This window comes from Mesorhizobium sp. B2-6-1 (genome assembly GCF_006440475.1).
Taxonomy (GTDB): Bacteria; Pseudomonadota; Alphaproteobacteria; order Rhizobiales; family Rhizobiaceae; genus Mesorhizobium.
Window position 1 is genome coordinate 1 of record NZ_VFUH01000026.1, and the last position, 15,173, is coordinate 15,173.

Below are 15,173 nucleotides of genomic sequence, written 5' to 3' on the forward strand. Positions count from 1 at the left end.
CGCGCTGATCAGCCCGGCCCATGCCGGAGAGCACGGCGACCAATGCCGTCAGCTACACCACTCCCCGGGACACGATCCTCATCCAAAACTTTCGGGAGCTTATTCACAGCGTTACGGTACACCCGAAACCTGCACGCAAAGGCTTCGAAATCGAGGTCAAGGGCAAGCTCGCCGCCCTTATTGGCGGAGCAGCGTTCCCTATTGCGCGGTACACTGGAAAGCCCGCCCCCTCTGGCGGCCGCTACAGTGCGGCCGTTGCACACGATAGTAGGTGAGCGACCCGAGACATAGGTGACGTTTTGTACCGGACACATGGGTAACACTTTTGGCTTTTGGCCGGAGGTGTTGATGCCGTGGAGAGTGTTCGGTGATGGAGGAACGTCTTCGTTCTGTAGCTCGCCTTCTCGACGGAGAAGGCATGAGTGATGTGTGCCGGGAGTTCGGCATCTCGCGCAAGACGGGCTATAAGATCTTCAATCGCTACAAGGATGAGGGTCTTGAGGCCCTGACGGACCGCTCTCGGCGGCCGGTGCGCTATGCCAACCAACTGCCGCCCCAGATCGAGCGGATGATCGTGGAGAGCAAGCAAGAGAAGCCGCACTGGGGCGCCAGGAAGATCAGGGAGTTGCTGATCAGGAAACTGGCCGGCGACGTGCGTATTCCGGCCAAGAGCACAGTTCATGCCGTGCTCGACCGCCACGGCCTTGTGAACCAGGCCCGCAAGAGGAACCGGGCGAACAAGGCCGCGGGCACGCAACTGTCACAGGCGATGCGGCCCAACGATCTCTGGTGCGCCGATTTCAAGGGCGAGTTCAAGCTCGGCAACGGCCGCTACTGTTACCCCCTGACCGTCACCGACCAGGCTTCACGCTATCTGCTGGCCTGCGAGGCGCTTGAAGCGACAAAGGAGGTTCCAGTCATCGAGGCTTTCGTCCGGCTCTTCAAGGAACGTGGCCTGCCGGAAGCAATTAGAAGCGACAATGGCCTTCCCTTCGCAAGCCCCAACGGCCTCTACAATCTCTCCAGGCTGTCGGTGTTCTGGCTGAGGCTCGGCATCGGCGTCGAGCGCATCAGACCCGGCAACCCGCACGAGAACGGCCGCCACGAGCGCATGCACCGCACGCTCAAGGCCGAAACGACCCGGCCGCCGGGCATGAACGCCCTCCAGCAGCAGGCCAGGTTCGATGCTTTCGTGAGCGAATTCAATGACGAGAGGCCCCACGAGGCCATCGGCATGAAAGTGCCAGCCGAGCTCTACAGAGGTTCTTCAAGAGCCTATCAAGGCCTCCCCGGGCTGGAATATCCCTTCCATGACAAGGACATCCTCGTCACCGCCTGCGGCCGCATCTGCATGCACAGGAAGAAAATCAACATCTCCACCGTGCTCGCCGGCCAGAGGCTCGGAATCACCGAAGTCGACGACGGCATTTGGCTCGTCTCCTTCATGCACTATGATCTGGGGTATATCGACCTGGAACAGAGGACCTTGCAGACCATCCACAACCCGTTCGGCACGAGGTTTTCACCCATGTCTTAGGTACATTCTGTTACCCATGTCTCCGGGCCGTACAAGGTTTAAAGTGGTAGCGGGAGAGGGACTTGAACCCCCGACCCCAGGATTATGATTCCCGTGCTCTAACCAACTGAGCTACCCCGCCAGGGCGGCGAAAGGCCCGAAATCCGCCTTAAATCGCAAGGCATTTCGAGGCATTCGCCAAGGTCGCGCGGATATAAGGTTGGGAGGGTGAGCCTGTCAAGCTTCGAACCGCTCGGCAGGGGCGCTTATTCTCGCTGCCGAAAAGCTTTGCCGCGCCGATAATTGGTTGCAGCCGCCGGGGTTGAGTTCGAAGAGGCACGTCGCTATGTCTCGGCCACGAGTTTTTAGAGTTTGAGAACAGATGAAGCCGCGCATTGCAGTCCTCGGTTGCGGATACTGGGGCTCCAACCACATCCGCACCCTCAAGGCGCTCGGCGCGCTGCACGCGGTCTCCGACGCCAACCGTGCCCGCGCCGAAGGCTTTGCCAGCGAACAGGACTGCCTCGCGATCGAACCGGACCAGTTGTTCGTCCGCAATGACATCGACGCCATCGTCATGGCGCTGCCGCCGCAATTTCATGCCGAGATGGCGGTGCGCGCCACCGAAAGCGGCAAGGACGTGCTGGTGGAGAAGCCGATCGCGTTGACGGTTGCCGATGCCGAGCGCTCGGTGCAGGCGGCGAAGGACAAGGGCCGCGTCTTCATGGTCGGCCACGTCTTGCGCTTCCATCCCGCGTTCGAGACGCTGAAGGCGCTCATCGACAAGGGCGAGCTCGGCGAGGTCCGCTACATCCATTCGCACCGGCTCGGCCTCGGCAAATTCCACACCGAGAACGATGCGCTATGGGACCTGGCGCCGCATGACCTGTCGATGATCCTGGCCATCACCGGCACCGAACCGATCGAGGTGCGCGGCGAAGGGGCGGCGCTGCTCGACAATCTCAGCGACTTCGCGCATCTGCACATGCGCTTTCCCAACGGTTTGCGCAGCCATCTCTTCGCCTCGCGGCTGAACCCTTACCGCGAACGGCGGCTGACCGTGGTCGGCACCAAGGCGATGGCTGTCTTCGACGATGTCGAACCATGGGAGCGCAAGCTCGCCGTCTATCGCCACGCGGTCTGGCAGGACAGCGGCCAATGGGCGTTCACCACCAATGAGCCCTCCTATGTCGCGGTTGGCCAAGGCATGCCGCTGACGCGCGAACTCGAGCACTTCATCCATTGCATCGAAACGCGGGCCGAACCGCGCACCAGCGGCGAGGAGGCAATCCGGGTGCTGCGCATCCTGACCGCGGGTACGGTCACGCACACCAAATCCAATCCCTGAAGAAGATCGGGCCGCGTCGCGGTGGAGAGATCGTTGCCTACTCGGCGGGAACCTGCGCCGGTGACGCGGCAAGTCGGCTCAACATCGCCTCGGCCTCGACGCCGCGCTCGGAGCGTTCGATGAAGCCGCCGCCGAACACGCGGGCCTCGTTGCCGTCGTCGGAATAGAGCACGCAAGCCTGTCCAGGCGCGATACCGGACTCGCCATCGGCCAATTCGACCGATGTGACGCCCGCCTCGTGACGCAGCATCGCCGGGCGTGGCGGCCTGGTCGAGCGAACCTTGGCGAACAGTTCCAGCCCGCCCGCGGGCATGTCGGCCAGCGCGCCGTCACCAAGCCAGTTCATGTTGCGCAGGTAGATCTTGTGCGTCTCCAGCGCCTCGCGCGGCCCGACCACGACACGGGCGCGCTCGGCGTCGAGATGGACGACATAGAGCGGCTCGCCGGAGGCCACGCCGATGCCGCGGCGCTGGCCGATGGTGTAGCGCAGAATGCCTTCATGGCGGCCGAGCACCCGGCCGTCGATATGGACGATGTCACCCGGATTGGCGGCCGTCGGCTTCAGCTTGGCAATGATGTCGGAATATTTGCCCTGGGGCACGAAGCAGATGTCCTGGCTGTCCTGCTTGGCGGCTACCGTCAGGCCCATCTCCTCGGCAATGGCGCGAACCTGCGGCTTCGGCAGGCCGCCGAGCGGAAAGCGCAGATAATCGATCTGCGCCTGCGTGGTGGCGAAGAGGAAATAGCTCTGGTCGCGATCGGCGTCGACCGGCCTATAGAGCGCGCGATGGGCGCCATTGGCGCCGGAGCGAATGTAGTGGCCCGTGGCCAGCGCGTCGGCGCCGAGATCCTTGGCGGTGGCCAGCAGATCAGCGAACTTCACCGTCTGGTTGCAGGAAACGCAAGGGATCGGCGTCTCGCCGGCGACATAGCTCTCAGCGAAGGGATCGATGACCGCCTTGCGGAAGCGCTCTTCGTAGTCGAGCACATAATGCGGAATGCCGAGCGTCTCGGAAACGCGGCGGGCGTCATCGATATCCTGCCCGGCACAGCAGGACCCGGCCCGGTGCGTCGCGGCGCCATGATCGTAAAGCTGCAAGGTGACGCCGACGACATCATAGCCTTCGCGCTTCAAGAGACCCGCGACAACGGACGAATCAACGCCGCCCGACATGGCGACGACGATACGGGTGTTTTCGGGACGTCCGGGGAGATCGAGGCTGTTCATGGTTCTTTCGTTCTGCGCGGCGCTTGCATGCCAATGACGCGAATATAGGTCAAGCTTGGCGGCTGCGCCAGCTTGCGGGACCGATCGGCGGGCAACTGCCGGCCCGGTGACCGCGCAGATTTTTCGAGCGAATCCGGAACTTCCCGGCAGATATTTCAAATGTTTGCGAAAAGACTAACGCGGCGTTCATGATCATTACCTAGCTGTTAGGGTCTGCTTAGGCAATTTTTAAAGCTGTGGCGGTAACGTGGTGGGGATTGGGTCTTTGAGTTTTTTGTAGAGAGTACGATGACCGATCTGGTTAGACCGCGAGTCAAATATGTTATCGGGCCTGACGGCAGCCCTCTCACAATTGCCGATCTGCCGCCGACGAATACACGTCGCTGGGTTATCCGGCGCAAGGCAGAAGTGGTTGCAGCGGTGCGCGGCGGGCTTTTGAGCCTCGAGGAGGCATGCCAGCGCTACAAGCTGACCACCGAGGAGTTCCTGTCCTGGCAGGCCTCGATCGACGAATACGGCCTGGCCGGGCTGCGCACGACGCGCATCCAGCAATACCGGCACTGACACTCAAGAATCTGCAAAGGGCGCGAAGTTCGCGCCCTTTTGGTTTCTTGACAGCATTTGCGCGTTTCAGACCGTCAGCACCACCTTGCCGACCGGCTTGCTGGCGAGGAAAGCGTGCGCGGCGCCGGCCTGTTCTAGCGGGAAGGTCTTTGCCACATGCACGGTAAGCTTTCCCGCATCGACGAGCCTGCCAAGTTCCAGCAGGCCTTCGCGGTCGGGAACAACGGACATGCGTTCGACGCGGATGCTTCGCGCCTTGGCATCCGCCCTGGTCTTGTCGCTGATGTCGAGCAGTGACACCAGCACGCCGCCGTCCCTGAGCACCTTCAACGATTGATGGGCGTGCTCGCCGCCCACCGTCTCGAGCACCAGGTCGATGTCCTTCGCCTTGTCGGTAAAATCATCCTTGGTGTAGTCGATGACCTCGTCGGCGCCGAGCTTGTGGACGAAATCCAATTTTTCCGTGCTGGCGGTGGCGGCAACCCAGGCGCCGCCCGCCTTGGCGACCTGCACCGCCAGATGGCCGACGCCGCCGGCCCCGGCGTGGACCAGCACGCGCTGGCCGGCTTTTATCGCGCCATGACGCACGAGGCCTTGCCAGGCGGTGAGGCCGGCCAGCGGCAATGCGCCTGCCTGGACGTAATCGGCGTGCGCGGGCTTGCGCGCGATTTCATCGGCGGGCACCGCGGCCAGTTCGGCATAGGCTGCCGCCTGCTTTGGGAAGCGCGGCATGCCGAACACCGCGTCACCTGGATTCAGGCCGCTGACACCAGGCCCCAGCGCCTCGACGGTTCCCGAAAGGTCCCAGCCGAGGATGAAGGGTGGTTCGCCGAGCAGCGGGTAATAGCCGGCGCGCACGGCGCCATCGACCGGATTGATCCCGGCCGCCTTGATGCGGACCAGCACTTCGCCGGCGTTGGGCGAGGGCGCCGGGCGCTCGGCGATGACAAGGACATCGGGTCCGCCGACGGAATTCTGGATAATGGCACGCATAAGATTTCTCCTGATTGATCGGTCCCACTATCATTTGGAGAGTAATAGTCTCTTGTCCAGTATATACCTTTTTGATATATAGGCACCGTATGGATAGTGATCTCGACTCCCCCTACGGCTATGATGCATTCCGGCGGACCTGTCCCTCGCACACGGTGCTGGAGACGCTGGCCAGCAAGTGGGTTTACCTGGTTGTTTGTGCGCTGCGCCAAGGCCGGCAGCGCAATGGCGAGCTTGCCCGCAAGCTCGAAGGCATTACGCCGAAGATGCTGACGCAGACGTTGCGCGTGCTCGAGCGCGACGGCCTGGTGCGGCGCGAGGTGTTCGCGGTCGTCCCGCCTCGGGTCGAATATGAATTGACCGAACTTGGCCAGAATCTGGCGGGATTGCTCAACCAGATCAGATCCTGGTCGGAACAACACGTTCCCGACATCAAGGAGGCCCGGGCGCGAGCTGCGGCCGTGAATGAAGGGGAGTGGGCCGTTTAGCGCTCGCCCAATGCGTTGCGCGCCCGCTTGGACGTGCTCAAAGACGCGGATATCGGGCGGTTCAGCCGATCATCGCGCTACGACCGCCAGTTTCGGCCTCGCGAATCTTGGTGTCGCGCGATTCGAGCATTTCCGCCTTGGAAAGCTCCGCTTCAGCTTCGCCGAGTAATGATTCGGCGGCGCTTCGCTGCTGGGCGAGGTCGCCTTGCGAATTTCTGAGGTTGTCGCGGCGCAAACGGGCCGCCTTGGCGAAGGTCGGATAGGCGAAATGATTGATGTCGGTGATACCGGCCTTCTTTTCCTCGGCGCTGATCTGAAGCTCCAGCTCGGCGGCCATGCGTTCGAATTCGGCGATCATCATGTCGAGCTGCAGCAGCTGCCGCCGCTTCTCATTCACCTGAAACTGTTTCAGCCGAACGAGGTTTTCACGTGACTTCATGATTCGGTACTCCCGGAAACGCACACCTGCACATATCGTCCAAACCACTTGGAAAGGCCCAAGCGCTGCCCGTGTCCACCGGCTTTCCCCGCACTATGGGAAACAAAACCCTAAAGTTTTTTGCCGACGGTAACCATTCGTTTACGGGCATTGTTAATCATACGGGTCAGGACTTAAGGCCGGGTAAAAATCCGGCTGGCGACATGGAAGCGATGTCGATGAGTCCCTGGAGTCACTTAGTCCAGGTTTTTAATGTATTGCATTAGCGGTTTGGTCCTGTGATTCGGTATTAAATTCAAGAGGGTGTAGAAAGTGGTTAAAAAATCTGGTACCGTCATCGACGCGGAATTAGGTTTTGTTAACCATTCCATGGCAGCCTCTGCACCAGGCAATCACTGCTCCGGTCCCGGTTGGGTCGCAAGATGGTCCGGCAGCAGAAAAGGGGAATGAAATGCGTGTTCTGCTGATAGAAGATGACAGTGCAACCGCACAAAGCATCGAGCTGATGCTGAAATCGGAAAGCTTCAACGTCTATACGACCGACCTCGGCGAAGAGGGTGTCGATCTGGGCAAGCTCTACGACTACGACATCATCCTTCTCGACCTCAACCTACCCGATATGTCCGGCTATGAGGTCTTGAGAACGCTTCGTCTCTCCAAGGTGAAGACGCCGATCCTCATCCTTTCCGGCATGGCCGGCATCGAGGACAAGGTGCGCGGCCTCGGCTTCGGCGCAGACGATTACATGACCAAGCCTTTCCACAAGGACGAGCTGGTGGCGCGCATCCATGCCATCGTGCGCCGTTCGAAGGGACATGCCCAATCGGTCATCACCACCGGCGACCTGGTGGTCAATCTCGATGCCAAGACCGTCGAAGTCGGCGGCCAGCGCGTGCACCTTACCGGCAAGGAATACCAGATGCTGGAGCTGCTCTCGCTGCGCAAGGGCACCACGCTCACCAAGGAAATGTTCCTCAACCACCTCTATGGCGGCATGGACGAGCCGGAACTGAAGATCATCGACGTCTTCATCTGCAAGCTGCGCAAGAAGCTCGATGCGGCGTCCGGCGGCCAGAATTACATCGAGACGGTCTGGGGCCGCGGCTATGTGCTGCGCGAACCGGAAGACATCCGCGTCAGCGCCTGAGCGACGGCCGCCCGATCGAAATTCCAAACAAAAACCCGGCCTTAGCCGGGTTTTTTGCGTCATAGACCGGTGGTAACCGCGATCCGACGGATCAGGCAGCGATCTTCAGTGTGCGAAAGCGCTCGAGTAGCTGCGGGCGGTTGAACGGCTTCAACAGATAGCCTTGGGCGCCGGCGCGTTTGGCTCGCATGATCGAGGCGATGTCCAGTTCGACCAGCGAGATCAGGATCTGTGGCTTGGTCGGGCTTTCCATGGCGCGCACGCGCCGGATCAGGTCGACCGCCTGTACATCCGGCAGTGCACCGTCGACGACGATGATATCAGGCATATCGGCGGCGCACATCTCCAGCGCGTCAAGCCCGCTGGCGGCTTCGATGACCATCATGTCGGAACCGCCCAGGATGCGCTTCGCAACTTTCCTGATGACGCTAGAATCGTCGACGAACATGCAGCGTTTCATTTCCGGGTCCTCTTTGCCTTGTGGCAATCCGGTCGCGTCGGGGTATCTGCCGCACAGCATAGGCCGATCTGGTAAAGAAGCCGAAAAGCCATTAGGTAAAATTTTTGCAAAGATGCCAATTTGCAAGCTTTTCCTTGCAGATGCTTTGGCCCGCGCTGTCAGGCGAAGTTCATCTTTCGCCCACAGGTCCGTTCAGCCAATATTACAGCGCTGAAATACTTTGCTGCTGGTTTGCGCGGATCTCAGGCCGCCGAAAGCACGATCTCTTCCGCGGTCGCATGGATCGATATCGTCATGTTGGCCTCCCGCGCCAGAAGCAGCGTATAGTAAGGCTGCACCGAATGCGCGTCGATCGGTTCTTCCGGCTTGTGGCCGGAATGCAGTTCGAGGAATTTCGGCGGCACCCGCAACATGGGGCCGCTCGCCGAAAGCGCGAAGCGAGGCTCGGTCTCGAGATTCTCCAGCGTCACCGAAAGCTTGCCGCCGCGTGGAATGGCGGCGTTGGCGACCAGGATCAGGTTGAGCAGCAGCTTGACCTTGTTCTTGGGCAACAGTGCACGGGTTCCATTCCAGATGAGTTCCGGCTTCTCATTCTTGAGGAAGGCGATAGCGACGGCTTCGGCATCGCCGGTGTCGATCAGCATGCCGGCGGAACCAGCCGCGCCGAAGGCGATGCGGGCGAACTGCAGGCGCGCCGAGGCGTTGCGGGCGCTCTGGCGGATCAGCTTCATGGCGTCCTCGTCGGCGCCGCCTTCATCGAGCAGTTCAAGCCCGTTGTTGATCGCGCCGACGGGCGAGATGATGTCGTGGCAGACCCGGCTGCACAAAAGTGCCGCCAGATCGGGTGCGGAAAGGGTGAAAAGATCGGACATCGGCGAAAATCCCTGCAAAATCCCATAAATCATGGCCGCGCGATCGATCGTCGCCTGCCCATACGAATCACGCTCTCTTCCCAGGCTTTCTGAATACACAGCGCCCGTGCGTGCAGCAACAAACCCAAAATCGCCGTTGGGGCCTATGGCGCGTTCACGCAGGCTGCTTGCCTGTATGAACGACCCCAACAGCCTTCGAACCGCCATCTTCATGTGCGAGTTTAATGGTTGAAAAAGGATTACGGCATAGTTTGCCCCTAACAGCCATCCTTAACGGCCGCCTAAAGAGCCGTACGGGTGCGAGGCGTCGGCGAAAGTGCTCCCTGACGGAGATTGGAAGCATGTTTTCCCGATTCTACGGCCGGAGTTTTCTCCGTGTCCTCTCAATGGCGATCACGCTCATGGGCGTTCTCGTCTTCTCGACATCGGCCCTGCGGGCCCAGGAGTACACCGCTCAGGAGATTGTCGATTCCGGTCACAAGTTCTTCGGCGCGACATCGGGCGGCCTTGCCACAGTCGTGGAGAAGATTTTTGCTTCCTATGGCTTGCCCAATGGCTATCTGCTTGGCGAGGAGGGATCCGGCGCGCTGATCGGCGGCCTGACCTATGGCGAAGGCACACTCTACACCAAGAATGCCGGCGACCATAAAGTGTTCTGGCAAGGCCCGTCGCTCGGCTGGGATTTCGGCGGCGAGGGATCGCGGGTGATGATGCTCGTCTATAATCTCGATGACGTCGGCAATCTCTACAACCGTTATGGCGGCGTCGCCGGCTCGGCTTATGTGGTGGCGGGCGTCGGATTCAATGTGCTGAAGAACAACAATGTGCTGCTGGTGCCGATCCGCACCGGCGTCGGCGCCCGGCTCGGCGTCAATCTCGGCTACCTGAAGCTTACCGAACGGGCGACGTGGAATCCGTTCTGACCCGAGGTCACGACCGGAATGTGTATACGCTTCGATAAGAATCCAGATCCGATGACCCATATGCGCTGCGGCGAGCCCTTGCCGCAGCGCCTGATTTCCGTCATGCCAACAGAGTAACGGTCAAAAGTCGCGACGGCTTTTGATCCTCGTATTGTTGCATGTCGGCGCGCGATAACGGATAGTCACTTGGTTCAGTCGGTCCTGTTCTTTGCTCTCGGCTTTCTCTGCGCCGGCTTTCTGGCGCTGATGGTGGCTCCGGCCATCTGGCGGCGGGCGGTCGCTCTGACGCGCAAACGCATCGAAGCCTCGATCCCGCTGACGCAAGCCGAAATTGGGGCCGACAAGGACCGGATCCGGGCGGAGTTCGCCATGGCGACGCGCCGCCTCGAGATGAACGTCAAGGCGCTGCGCGAGAAGTCGACCGAGCAGCTCATCGAGATCAATCGCGGCCGCGAGGCCCTGAAGGGGCTGGCGATGGAGCGCATGGACAAGAACCAGGTGCTCGATGAACTGGCTGCCAAGAACGCGGCGCTGCACCAGCGCGAGGATGAACTGCACCGGTTGTCCGAGCGGCTCAAGGAGACCGAACGCAAACTGGAGAAACGCGCGCTTGAGCTTGAGAAGCTGGAACGCATGTATGACGACGCCAGCTTCTCCTCCAGCAGCCGCCAGATCGAACTTGTGGCGCGCGAATCCGAGTTGCAGAAGCTCGCCAGCGATATCGCGCTGCTGCGCGGCCAGCGCAAGGAGGCGGACAGGCGCAACCAGGAGATCGCGGCCGAAAGCAAGGCCGCGCGTGAGGCGCTGAAGGCCGAGAGGAAAAAAACCGCCGAACTGGACAAGAAAGTCGAACGGTTGCTCGCCGCGCTTGCCGACCGAGAGGAGAAGCTCGAACGCCGCGAGAAAGATCTGGCGCGGCAGCGCGAAAAAGCGAAGGCCGGGGACGGCGCCTCGGCCTTGCGGTTGATCGGCGGGCAGGTACAGGCGGACAGGCGCGACGACGTCGAAAAGGCGATCGCCAGGCTCGACGCCGACCGTGAGCGGCTGGAGGCCAGACTGACGGCACTGGCACGCGAGAACAAGCGGCTGAAGGCGGATCTGTCCGCCGCCGAGGCCGCCGGCCCGCAGGGCGATACACGCCACGCAAGTTCCATGCTGCGCGAACAGATGAATGACCTGGCGGCGGAAGTCGTCAACTTGACAGCCAAGCTCGAAGGGCCGGGGTCGCCGATCGCCAAGGCGCTGGAGGCGCAGCAGGATGCGCGGCCGAACAGCGGCGGCCGCAGCCTTGCCGACCGCGTGCGGGCGTTACAGAAGGCGGTTGCGGCAGATTGAATTCAGGCACCGCCGGCGCAGAAATGATGCAGGGCGATGGCGGATGCCGCCGCGACGTTCAGGCTGTCGAAGCCTTCCGACATGTTGATCCGAACAGTATTGAGACGGGCGAGCAAGCTTTCGGGCAGGCCTTGGCCCTCAGTCCCGAGGTAGAGTGCCAAGCGTTCGGCCGGCTTTGGATCGCGTATGTCTGATGTCCCGCGTGGCGACAGCGCAAATTGGGTAAAGCCACGCCGGTCGAGCGTCGCGGCGAACCGCGCGGTGTCGCTGAACGAGGCGAACGGGACCTTCAAGGCCGCGCCGACCGAAACGCGGATCGCCTTGCGATAGAGCGGATCGCAGCAGGTCGCATCCAAAAGGATCGCATTGGCGCCGAACGCGGCGGCGTTGCGGAAAACCGAGCCCATGTTGTCATGATTGGCGATGCCGACGAGCACCACGATCAATGCTCGGGCAGGCAAGCCGTCCAGCAGGGCCTCGGCCGGCTGGGGCGTCTCCTTGCGACCAATGGCAAGGATGCCGCGATGCATGTGAAACCCGGCAATGGCATCCATCACAGCTCCGGCGGTGACATAGACCGGCAGGTCAGGAGACGCCTTGTGCAGGATTTCTTCGAGGCCGGCCAAGCGGTTCTCCAGAACCAGCACCGATTCGGCGCGGAAGCGCGCGGCCGACAGTAGCATGTCGAGCACGACCTTGCCCTCGGCAATGAAGCGGCCCTGTCGACCGGCGAGGTCACGCTCGCGGATGTCGAGATAGGCGGCGACGCGCGGATCCCGCGGATCGTCGATGTGGACAAGGGTCATCTGAGCCTCGGCTGACAATCGGAATCGGTTGCCAAGAACATGATGCGCGGATGCAGTGTCAAAGTGTATTTGCGCGCCCAGGATGGACGCACATTGCCGAAGGCCGCTGGTGGCGTAAACGTTTACGCGACCAGCCGTTCAAGTTCCGGCGCGGCGCAGCCTTTGTGCCATCTGGGACAGATCATCCTTGCCGCTGCCGAAAATGCCGTCGAGCGTGGCAAGCAGTTCGCGCACGGCGTCGGATTTGCAGGAATAGTAGATCATCTGGCGGTCGCGGCGGGTGTCCACAAGGTCCAGCGCCCGCAACTTTGCCAAATGCTGCGACAGGGCGGACTGGCTGAGCATCACCTTCTCGGCGATGGCTCCGACCGACATTTCACCGTCGATCAGATAACTCATGATCAAAAGCCGTTTTTCATTGCCCATCAGCATCAGAAATTCGGCCGCCGATCCGGCGTTGGCGATTAGCTTTGTCGAGATCATCGATCCCCCATGCTCTTTGCTCATCGAGGCACCATGGGGGCAATGGTGCCTGAATCCATAAACTCAGTTGTGAATGGTCGCCAACGAGTCAGCGCCACAGCCAAAGGGTAGAACATTTCATTCAAATCTCAAGCGTTGCTTTTGATCAAACGTAATTTAAGTGCGGTTATTTGGCGACGTTGCCGCCCGGCCGCTCTTGGCCATGTCGACCAAGACGTGCCTCAACTCATGCGCTGTGACCAAGGGCTGCGGAAAGAAGACCCTGCCGGCATCGTCGCCAGAGGCCAGATCCATGCCGTCGGCATCGAACCCGACGATGACCCAGCCGTCGCCGGATGCCCGGGCAAAATGATGCGCGTAGAGGGCGACGGCGTCGAGATGGTCCGCATTCATGTGGTCGATCGCGGATTGCTCGCTGGCTGCCAGTTCCTCGACGATCGGCCCGTCGGTGATGAGATCGGTGCGATCAAGCAGGTAGGCCTTGCCGAAGCCGCCGTTCAGGCTGGCGCGCTGCGGTTCGAGACGAAAGATCGAAAAGTCGCCGAGGCCGGCATAGAGGCTGGCCTTCGGATTGTGGTTGAGATAGCGGCGTTCGGCGCGTGCATGCGCGTCCGATCCGCGCTCGATCCGCGCTGCCCGGCAGATCAGCGTCAACCGGGGATGCGCGAGCGGGTCGCCCTTGCCCGGCTCGCCGAGCAGCAGCGAACAGCGCGGGTCCGCAAGTATGGCGGGCGTATGGGCCGAAAGCTGCGACACCAGGATCAGCGGCGTGCCGTCGATGTCGGTGGCGACGCCGACCCGACTCGCCAGCGGCGAACCCGTTTGCGGCTCCAACACCGCCAAGGCGCCGAAGCGGGCGCGGCGCATGAGTGTCTTGGCCTGCCGGATCGCCTCGGCGTCGGTCTCGCGGATCACGTCCTTCGTTCGATCGGCCAAATGCTCGCCCTGCTAAGTTGATTTGGCTATTCCACTTATCAGACGATGGCGCCAGGCTGGCAAGTGCTACTTCGGAGCCATGCGAATGGCGCCATCGAGACGAATGGTCTCGCCGTTGAGCATCTGGTTCTCGATGATGTGCAAGGCAAGGGCCGCATATTCCGACGGCTCGCCGAGGCGCGAGGGGAAGGGCACCGCGGCGCCCAGCGAATCCTGCACCTCCTGCGGCATGCCGGCCATCATCGGCGTCCTGAATATGCCGGGTGCGATGGTGCAGACCCGGATGCCGGAACGGGCAAGATCGCGCGCCACCGGCAGCGTCATGCCGACGACCCCGCCCTTTGATGCCGAATAGGCGGCCTGGCCGATCTGGCCGTCATAGGCGGCGACGGATGCGGTGTTGACGACGACGCCGCGCTCGCCGCCCTGCAGCGGGTCGAGCTTTGCGGCGCGGTCGGCGACGAGGCGGATCATGTTGAAAGTGCCGATCAGATTGACTTCGATCACCTTGCGGTACTGATCGAGCGGATGGGGACCATCCTTGCCGATCGTCTTCACGCCGATGGCAATGCCGGCGCAATTGACCAGGATGCGCGGTTCGCCCAGCTTGGCCGCGACCTCGGCAAGCGCGGCAACACCGCTGTCGGCGCTGCCGACATCGCATTGGACGGCGATGCCGCCGATCTCGGCCGCCACCTTGGCCGCCCGATCGACGCCGATATCCAAGATGGCGACGCGGGCGCCCCTGGCGGCCAGCGCGCGCGCCGTCGCCTCGCCAAGGCCGGAGCCGCCGCCGGTAACAACCGCGACCTCACCGTTTGGATTCATGGCGTCATCCTTTCACATGAGAGTCAGGCGTGGATCAGGCGCGCAATCGGCGCGAATGGTCAAGCCATCGCGGCAAAGTGCTCGGCGACCCTGGCCTGGTCGGCATGGCAGACCTCGCCCGTGAGCCTTGCAACCGCGCCCGGCATGATCTCGTGCGACAGCAGCCTGTCGAGATCGACGGGGCGTGGCATCGATATCTGGCCGCGCGGGATACGCTTGAAGCCGAGCGGTCCATAATAGGGCTCGTCGCCGACCAGCATGACGGCGGGCGCTCGGGCCTTGGCGGCCGCTTCCAGCGCGATCGCCACCAGCCGGCGGCCGATGCCGAGATTCTTGAAGGCTGGCCGCACCGCGAGCGGCCCGAGCATCAGCGCGCGTCCGGCGCCTGCGGCGATGCGGGTCATGCGAACTGATGCGACCACGAGATCGCCGTCCATGGCGACGAAGGACAGCGCGCGTTCATGCCCGCCGGCCTCGCGGATCTTGTAGGCGGCCAGCACAAAACGGCCGGGCCCGAAGGCTTCGTCATTGATGGCTTCGATCTGAGGGTCGTGCGCCGGAGTTTCCGGCAGGTATTCTACGTCGGCAAGGCTCATGGTCTTTGCGTTCCGGTACAGGAGGAAAGGTTTGCTGCAAACGGCAGCATTCGCCAATCAGCGCTTTATCAAGCGTGGGCGCCCTTTCGTCGTCGGTCGAACCGGATCAAAGCAAAATCGAACATGCGGAGTGTCCGCTAGCATCAATTTCCCGCCGCTGCAATCGGCGGTTTTGCAGGTAGAGAGCAACGGGCGCCGCGACGTGCTTGAC

16 protein-coding genes, 1 tRNA gene and 1 pseudogene are annotated in these 15,173 nt (G+C 61.8%); 7 read left to right on the forward strand and 11 right to left on the reverse strand.

The window, feature by feature from the left end; genetic code table 11:
• Positions 1-348: 348 nt before the first annotated feature.
• Positions 349-1,537, forward strand: a pseudogene (locus FJ443_RS30085) (IS481 family transposase).
• A 44-nt stretch (positions 1,538-1,581) separates the two neighbouring features.
• Here the strand turns inward: FJ443_RS30085 and FJ443_RS30090 are convergent.
• Positions 1,582-1,658 (reverse strand) — tRNA-Met (locus FJ443_RS30090).
• A 240-nt stretch (positions 1,659-1,898) separates the two neighbouring features.
• Here FJ443_RS30090 and FJ443_RS30095 point away from each other — a divergent pair.
• The gene (locus FJ443_RS30095; protein ID WP_140496105.1) at positions 1,899-2,864 is read left to right on the forward strand and encodes a Gfo/Idh/MocA family oxidoreductase; all 966 of its coding nucleotides are present in this window, start codon (positions 1,899-1,901) and stop codon (positions 2,862-2,864) included.
• Positions 2,865-2,901: 37 nt separating this feature from the next.
• Here the strand turns inward: FJ443_RS30095 and mnmA are convergent, their stop codons facing one another.
• The gene (gene mnmA / locus FJ443_RS30100) at positions 2,902-4,092 is read right to left on the reverse strand and encodes a tRNA 2-thiouridine(34) synthase MnmA (RefSeq protein ID WP_140666853.1); all 1,191 of its coding nucleotides are present in this window, start codon (positions 4,090-4,092) and stop codon (positions 2,902-2,904) included.
• 288 nt (positions 4,093-4,380) lie between these two features.
• On the opposite strand from mnmA, the gene FJ443_RS30105 reads away from it, so the two are divergent.
• Positions 4,381-4,656 carry a DUF1153 domain-containing protein gene (locus tag FJ443_RS30105; RefSeq protein WP_006203587.1) on the forward strand — a complete coding sequence of 92 codons (276 nt, stop codon included), beginning with the start codon at positions 4,381-4,383 and terminating at the stop codon, positions 4,654-4,656.
• 66 nt (positions 4,657-4,722) lie between these two features.
• On the opposite strand, the gene FJ443_RS30110 is transcribed toward FJ443_RS30105, so the two are convergent.
• The gene (locus tag FJ443_RS30110; RefSeq protein WP_140518054.1) at positions 4,723-5,649 is read right to left on the reverse strand and encodes an NADP-dependent oxidoreductase; all 927 of its coding nucleotides are present in this window, start codon (positions 5,647-5,649) and stop codon (positions 4,723-4,725) included.
• A gap of 89 nt (positions 5,650-5,738) precedes the next feature.
• Between FJ443_RS30110 and FJ443_RS30115 the strand changes: the two genes are divergently transcribed.
• Positions 5,739-6,137, forward strand: coding sequence for a helix-turn-helix domain-containing protein (locus FJ443_RS30115; protein ID WP_140496102.1), 399 nt, complete (start codon positions 5,739-5,741; stop codon positions 6,135-6,137).
• A 61-nt stretch (positions 6,138-6,198) separates the two neighbouring features.
• On the opposite strand, the gene FJ443_RS30120 is transcribed toward FJ443_RS30115, so the two are convergent.
• Complete coding sequence (locus tag FJ443_RS30120) at positions 6,199-6,576, reverse strand: flagellar export protein FliJ (RefSeq protein WP_140496101.1); 378 nt, start codon at positions 6,574-6,576, stop codon at positions 6,199-6,201.
• A 451-nt stretch (positions 6,577-7,027) separates the two neighbouring features.
• Here FJ443_RS30120 and ctrA point away from each other — a divergent pair, with 451 nt between their 5' ends.
• Positions 7,028-7,723: a cell cycle two-component system response regulator CtrA gene (gene ctrA, locus FJ443_RS30125; RefSeq protein ID WP_006203583.1), complete on the forward strand. Its 696-nt coding sequence runs from the start codon at positions 7,028-7,030 to the stop codon at positions 7,721-7,723.
• Between the two features lie 91 nt (positions 7,724-7,814).
• On the opposite strand, the gene FJ443_RS30130 is transcribed toward ctrA, so the two are convergent.
• Entirely contained in the window at positions 7,815-8,183 is a 369-nt protein-coding gene (locus FJ443_RS30130; RefSeq protein WP_140496100.1) for a response regulator, read from the reverse strand.
• A 242-nt stretch (positions 8,184-8,425) separates the two neighbouring features.
• Entirely contained in the window at positions 8,426-9,055 is a 630-nt protein-coding gene (locus FJ443_RS30135; RefSeq protein WP_140564027.1) for a histidine phosphotransferase family protein, read from the reverse strand.
• 386 nt (positions 9,056-9,441) lie between these two features.
• Between FJ443_RS30135 and FJ443_RS30140 the strand changes: the two genes are divergently transcribed.
• A complete protein-coding gene (locus FJ443_RS30140) occupies positions 9,442-9,978 on the forward strand; it encodes an EipA family protein (RefSeq protein ID WP_224518884.1) in 537 nt (178 codons plus the stop codon).
• A 186-nt stretch (positions 9,979-10,164) separates the two neighbouring features.
• A complete protein-coding gene (locus FJ443_RS30145) occupies positions 10,165-11,313 on the forward strand; it encodes a hypothetical protein (RefSeq protein WP_140666855.1) in 1,149 nt (382 codons plus the stop codon).
• A gap of 2 nt (positions 11,314-11,315) precedes the next feature.
• Here FJ443_RS30145 and FJ443_RS30150 read toward each other — a convergent pair whose 3' ends face one another.
• The 5 genes from FJ443_RS30150 to FJ443_RS30170 form a co-directional block, all read right to left on the reverse strand.
• Positions 11,316-12,119 (reverse strand): RNA methyltransferase, encoded by an 804-nt coding sequence (locus FJ443_RS30150; protein WP_140666857.1) that lies wholly within the window; start codon positions 12,117-12,119, stop codon positions 11,316-11,318.
• Between the two features lie 138 nt (positions 12,120-12,257).
• A complete protein-coding gene (locus tag FJ443_RS30155; RefSeq protein WP_140496438.1) occupies positions 12,258-12,602 on the reverse strand; it encodes a metalloregulator ArsR/SmtB family transcription factor in 345 nt (114 codons plus the stop codon).
• A 156-nt stretch (positions 12,603-12,758) separates the two neighbouring features.
• Complete coding sequence (locus tag FJ443_RS30160) at positions 12,759-13,538, reverse strand: HugZ family protein (RefSeq protein ID WP_140666859.1); 780 nt, start codon at positions 13,536-13,538, stop codon at positions 12,759-12,761.
• Between the two features lie 66 nt (positions 13,539-13,604).
• Positions 13,605-14,366 (reverse strand): 3-hydroxyacyl-CoA dehydrogenase, encoded by a 762-nt coding sequence (locus tag FJ443_RS30165; protein ID WP_140496095.1) that lies wholly within the window; start codon positions 14,364-14,366, stop codon positions 13,605-13,607.
• A 59-nt stretch (positions 14,367-14,425) separates the two neighbouring features.
• Positions 14,426-14,962, reverse strand: a complete 537-nt coding sequence (locus tag FJ443_RS30170) for an N-acetyltransferase (RefSeq protein WP_140496094.1) — start codon at positions 14,960-14,962, stop codon at positions 14,426-14,428.
• Positions 14,963-15,173: the final 211 nt, after the last annotated feature.

Excerpts from the sequence above, each read along its gene's own strand:
- FJ443_RS30135 (WP_140564027.1), bottom strand. The coding sequence starts at position 9,055 with ATGTCCGATCTTTTCACCCTTTCCGCACCCGATCTGGCGGCACTTTTG.
- mnmA (WP_140666853.1), bottom strand. The coding sequence starts at position 4,092 with ATGAACAGCCTCGATCTCCCCGGACGTCCCGAAAACACCCGTATCGTC.
- FJ443_RS30115 (WP_140496102.1), top strand. The coding sequence starts at position 5,739 with ATGGATAGTGATCTCGACTCCCCCTACGGCTATGATGCATTCCGGCGG.
- ctrA (WP_006203583.1), top strand. The coding sequence starts at position 7,028 with ATGCGTGTTCTGCTGATAGAAGATGACAGTGCAACCGCACAAAGCATC.
- FJ443_RS30155 (WP_140496438.1), bottom strand. The coding sequence starts at position 12,602 with ATGATCTCGACAAAGCTAATCGCCAACGCCGGATCGGCGGCCGAATTT.
- FJ443_RS30095 (WP_140496105.1), top strand. The coding sequence starts at position 1,899 with ATGAAGCCGCGCATTGCAGTCCTCGGTTGCGGATACTGGGGCTCCAAC.
- FJ443_RS30170 (WP_140496094.1), bottom strand. The coding sequence starts at position 14,962 with ATGAGCCTTGCCGACGTAGAATACCTGCCGGAAACTCCGGCGCACGAC.
- FJ443_RS30130 (WP_140496100.1), bottom strand. The coding sequence starts at position 8,183 with ATGAAACGCTGCATGTTCGTCGACGATTCTAGCGTCATCAGGAAAGTT.
- FJ443_RS30105 (WP_006203587.1), top strand. The coding sequence starts at position 4,381 with ATGACCGATCTGGTTAGACCGCGAGTCAAATATGTTATCGGGCCTGAC.
- FJ443_RS30120 (WP_140496101.1), bottom strand. The coding sequence starts at position 6,576 with ATGAAGTCACGTGAAAACCTCGTTCGGCTGAAACAGTTTCAGGTGAAT.
- FJ443_RS30165 (WP_140496095.1), bottom strand. The coding sequence starts at position 14,366 with ATGAATCCAAACGGTGAGGTCGCGGTTGTTACCGGCGGCGGCTCCGGC.
- FJ443_RS30110 (WP_140518054.1), bottom strand. The coding sequence starts at position 5,649 with ATGCGTGCCATTATCCAGAATTCCGTCGGCGGACCCGATGTCCTTGTC.
- FJ443_RS30150 (WP_140666857.1), bottom strand. The coding sequence starts at position 12,119 with ATGACCCTTGTCCACATCGACGATCCGCGGGATCCGCGCGTCGCCGCC.
- FJ443_RS30140 (WP_224518884.1), top strand. The coding sequence starts at position 9,442 with ATGGCGATCACGCTCATGGGCGTTCTCGTCTTCTCGACATCGGCCCTG.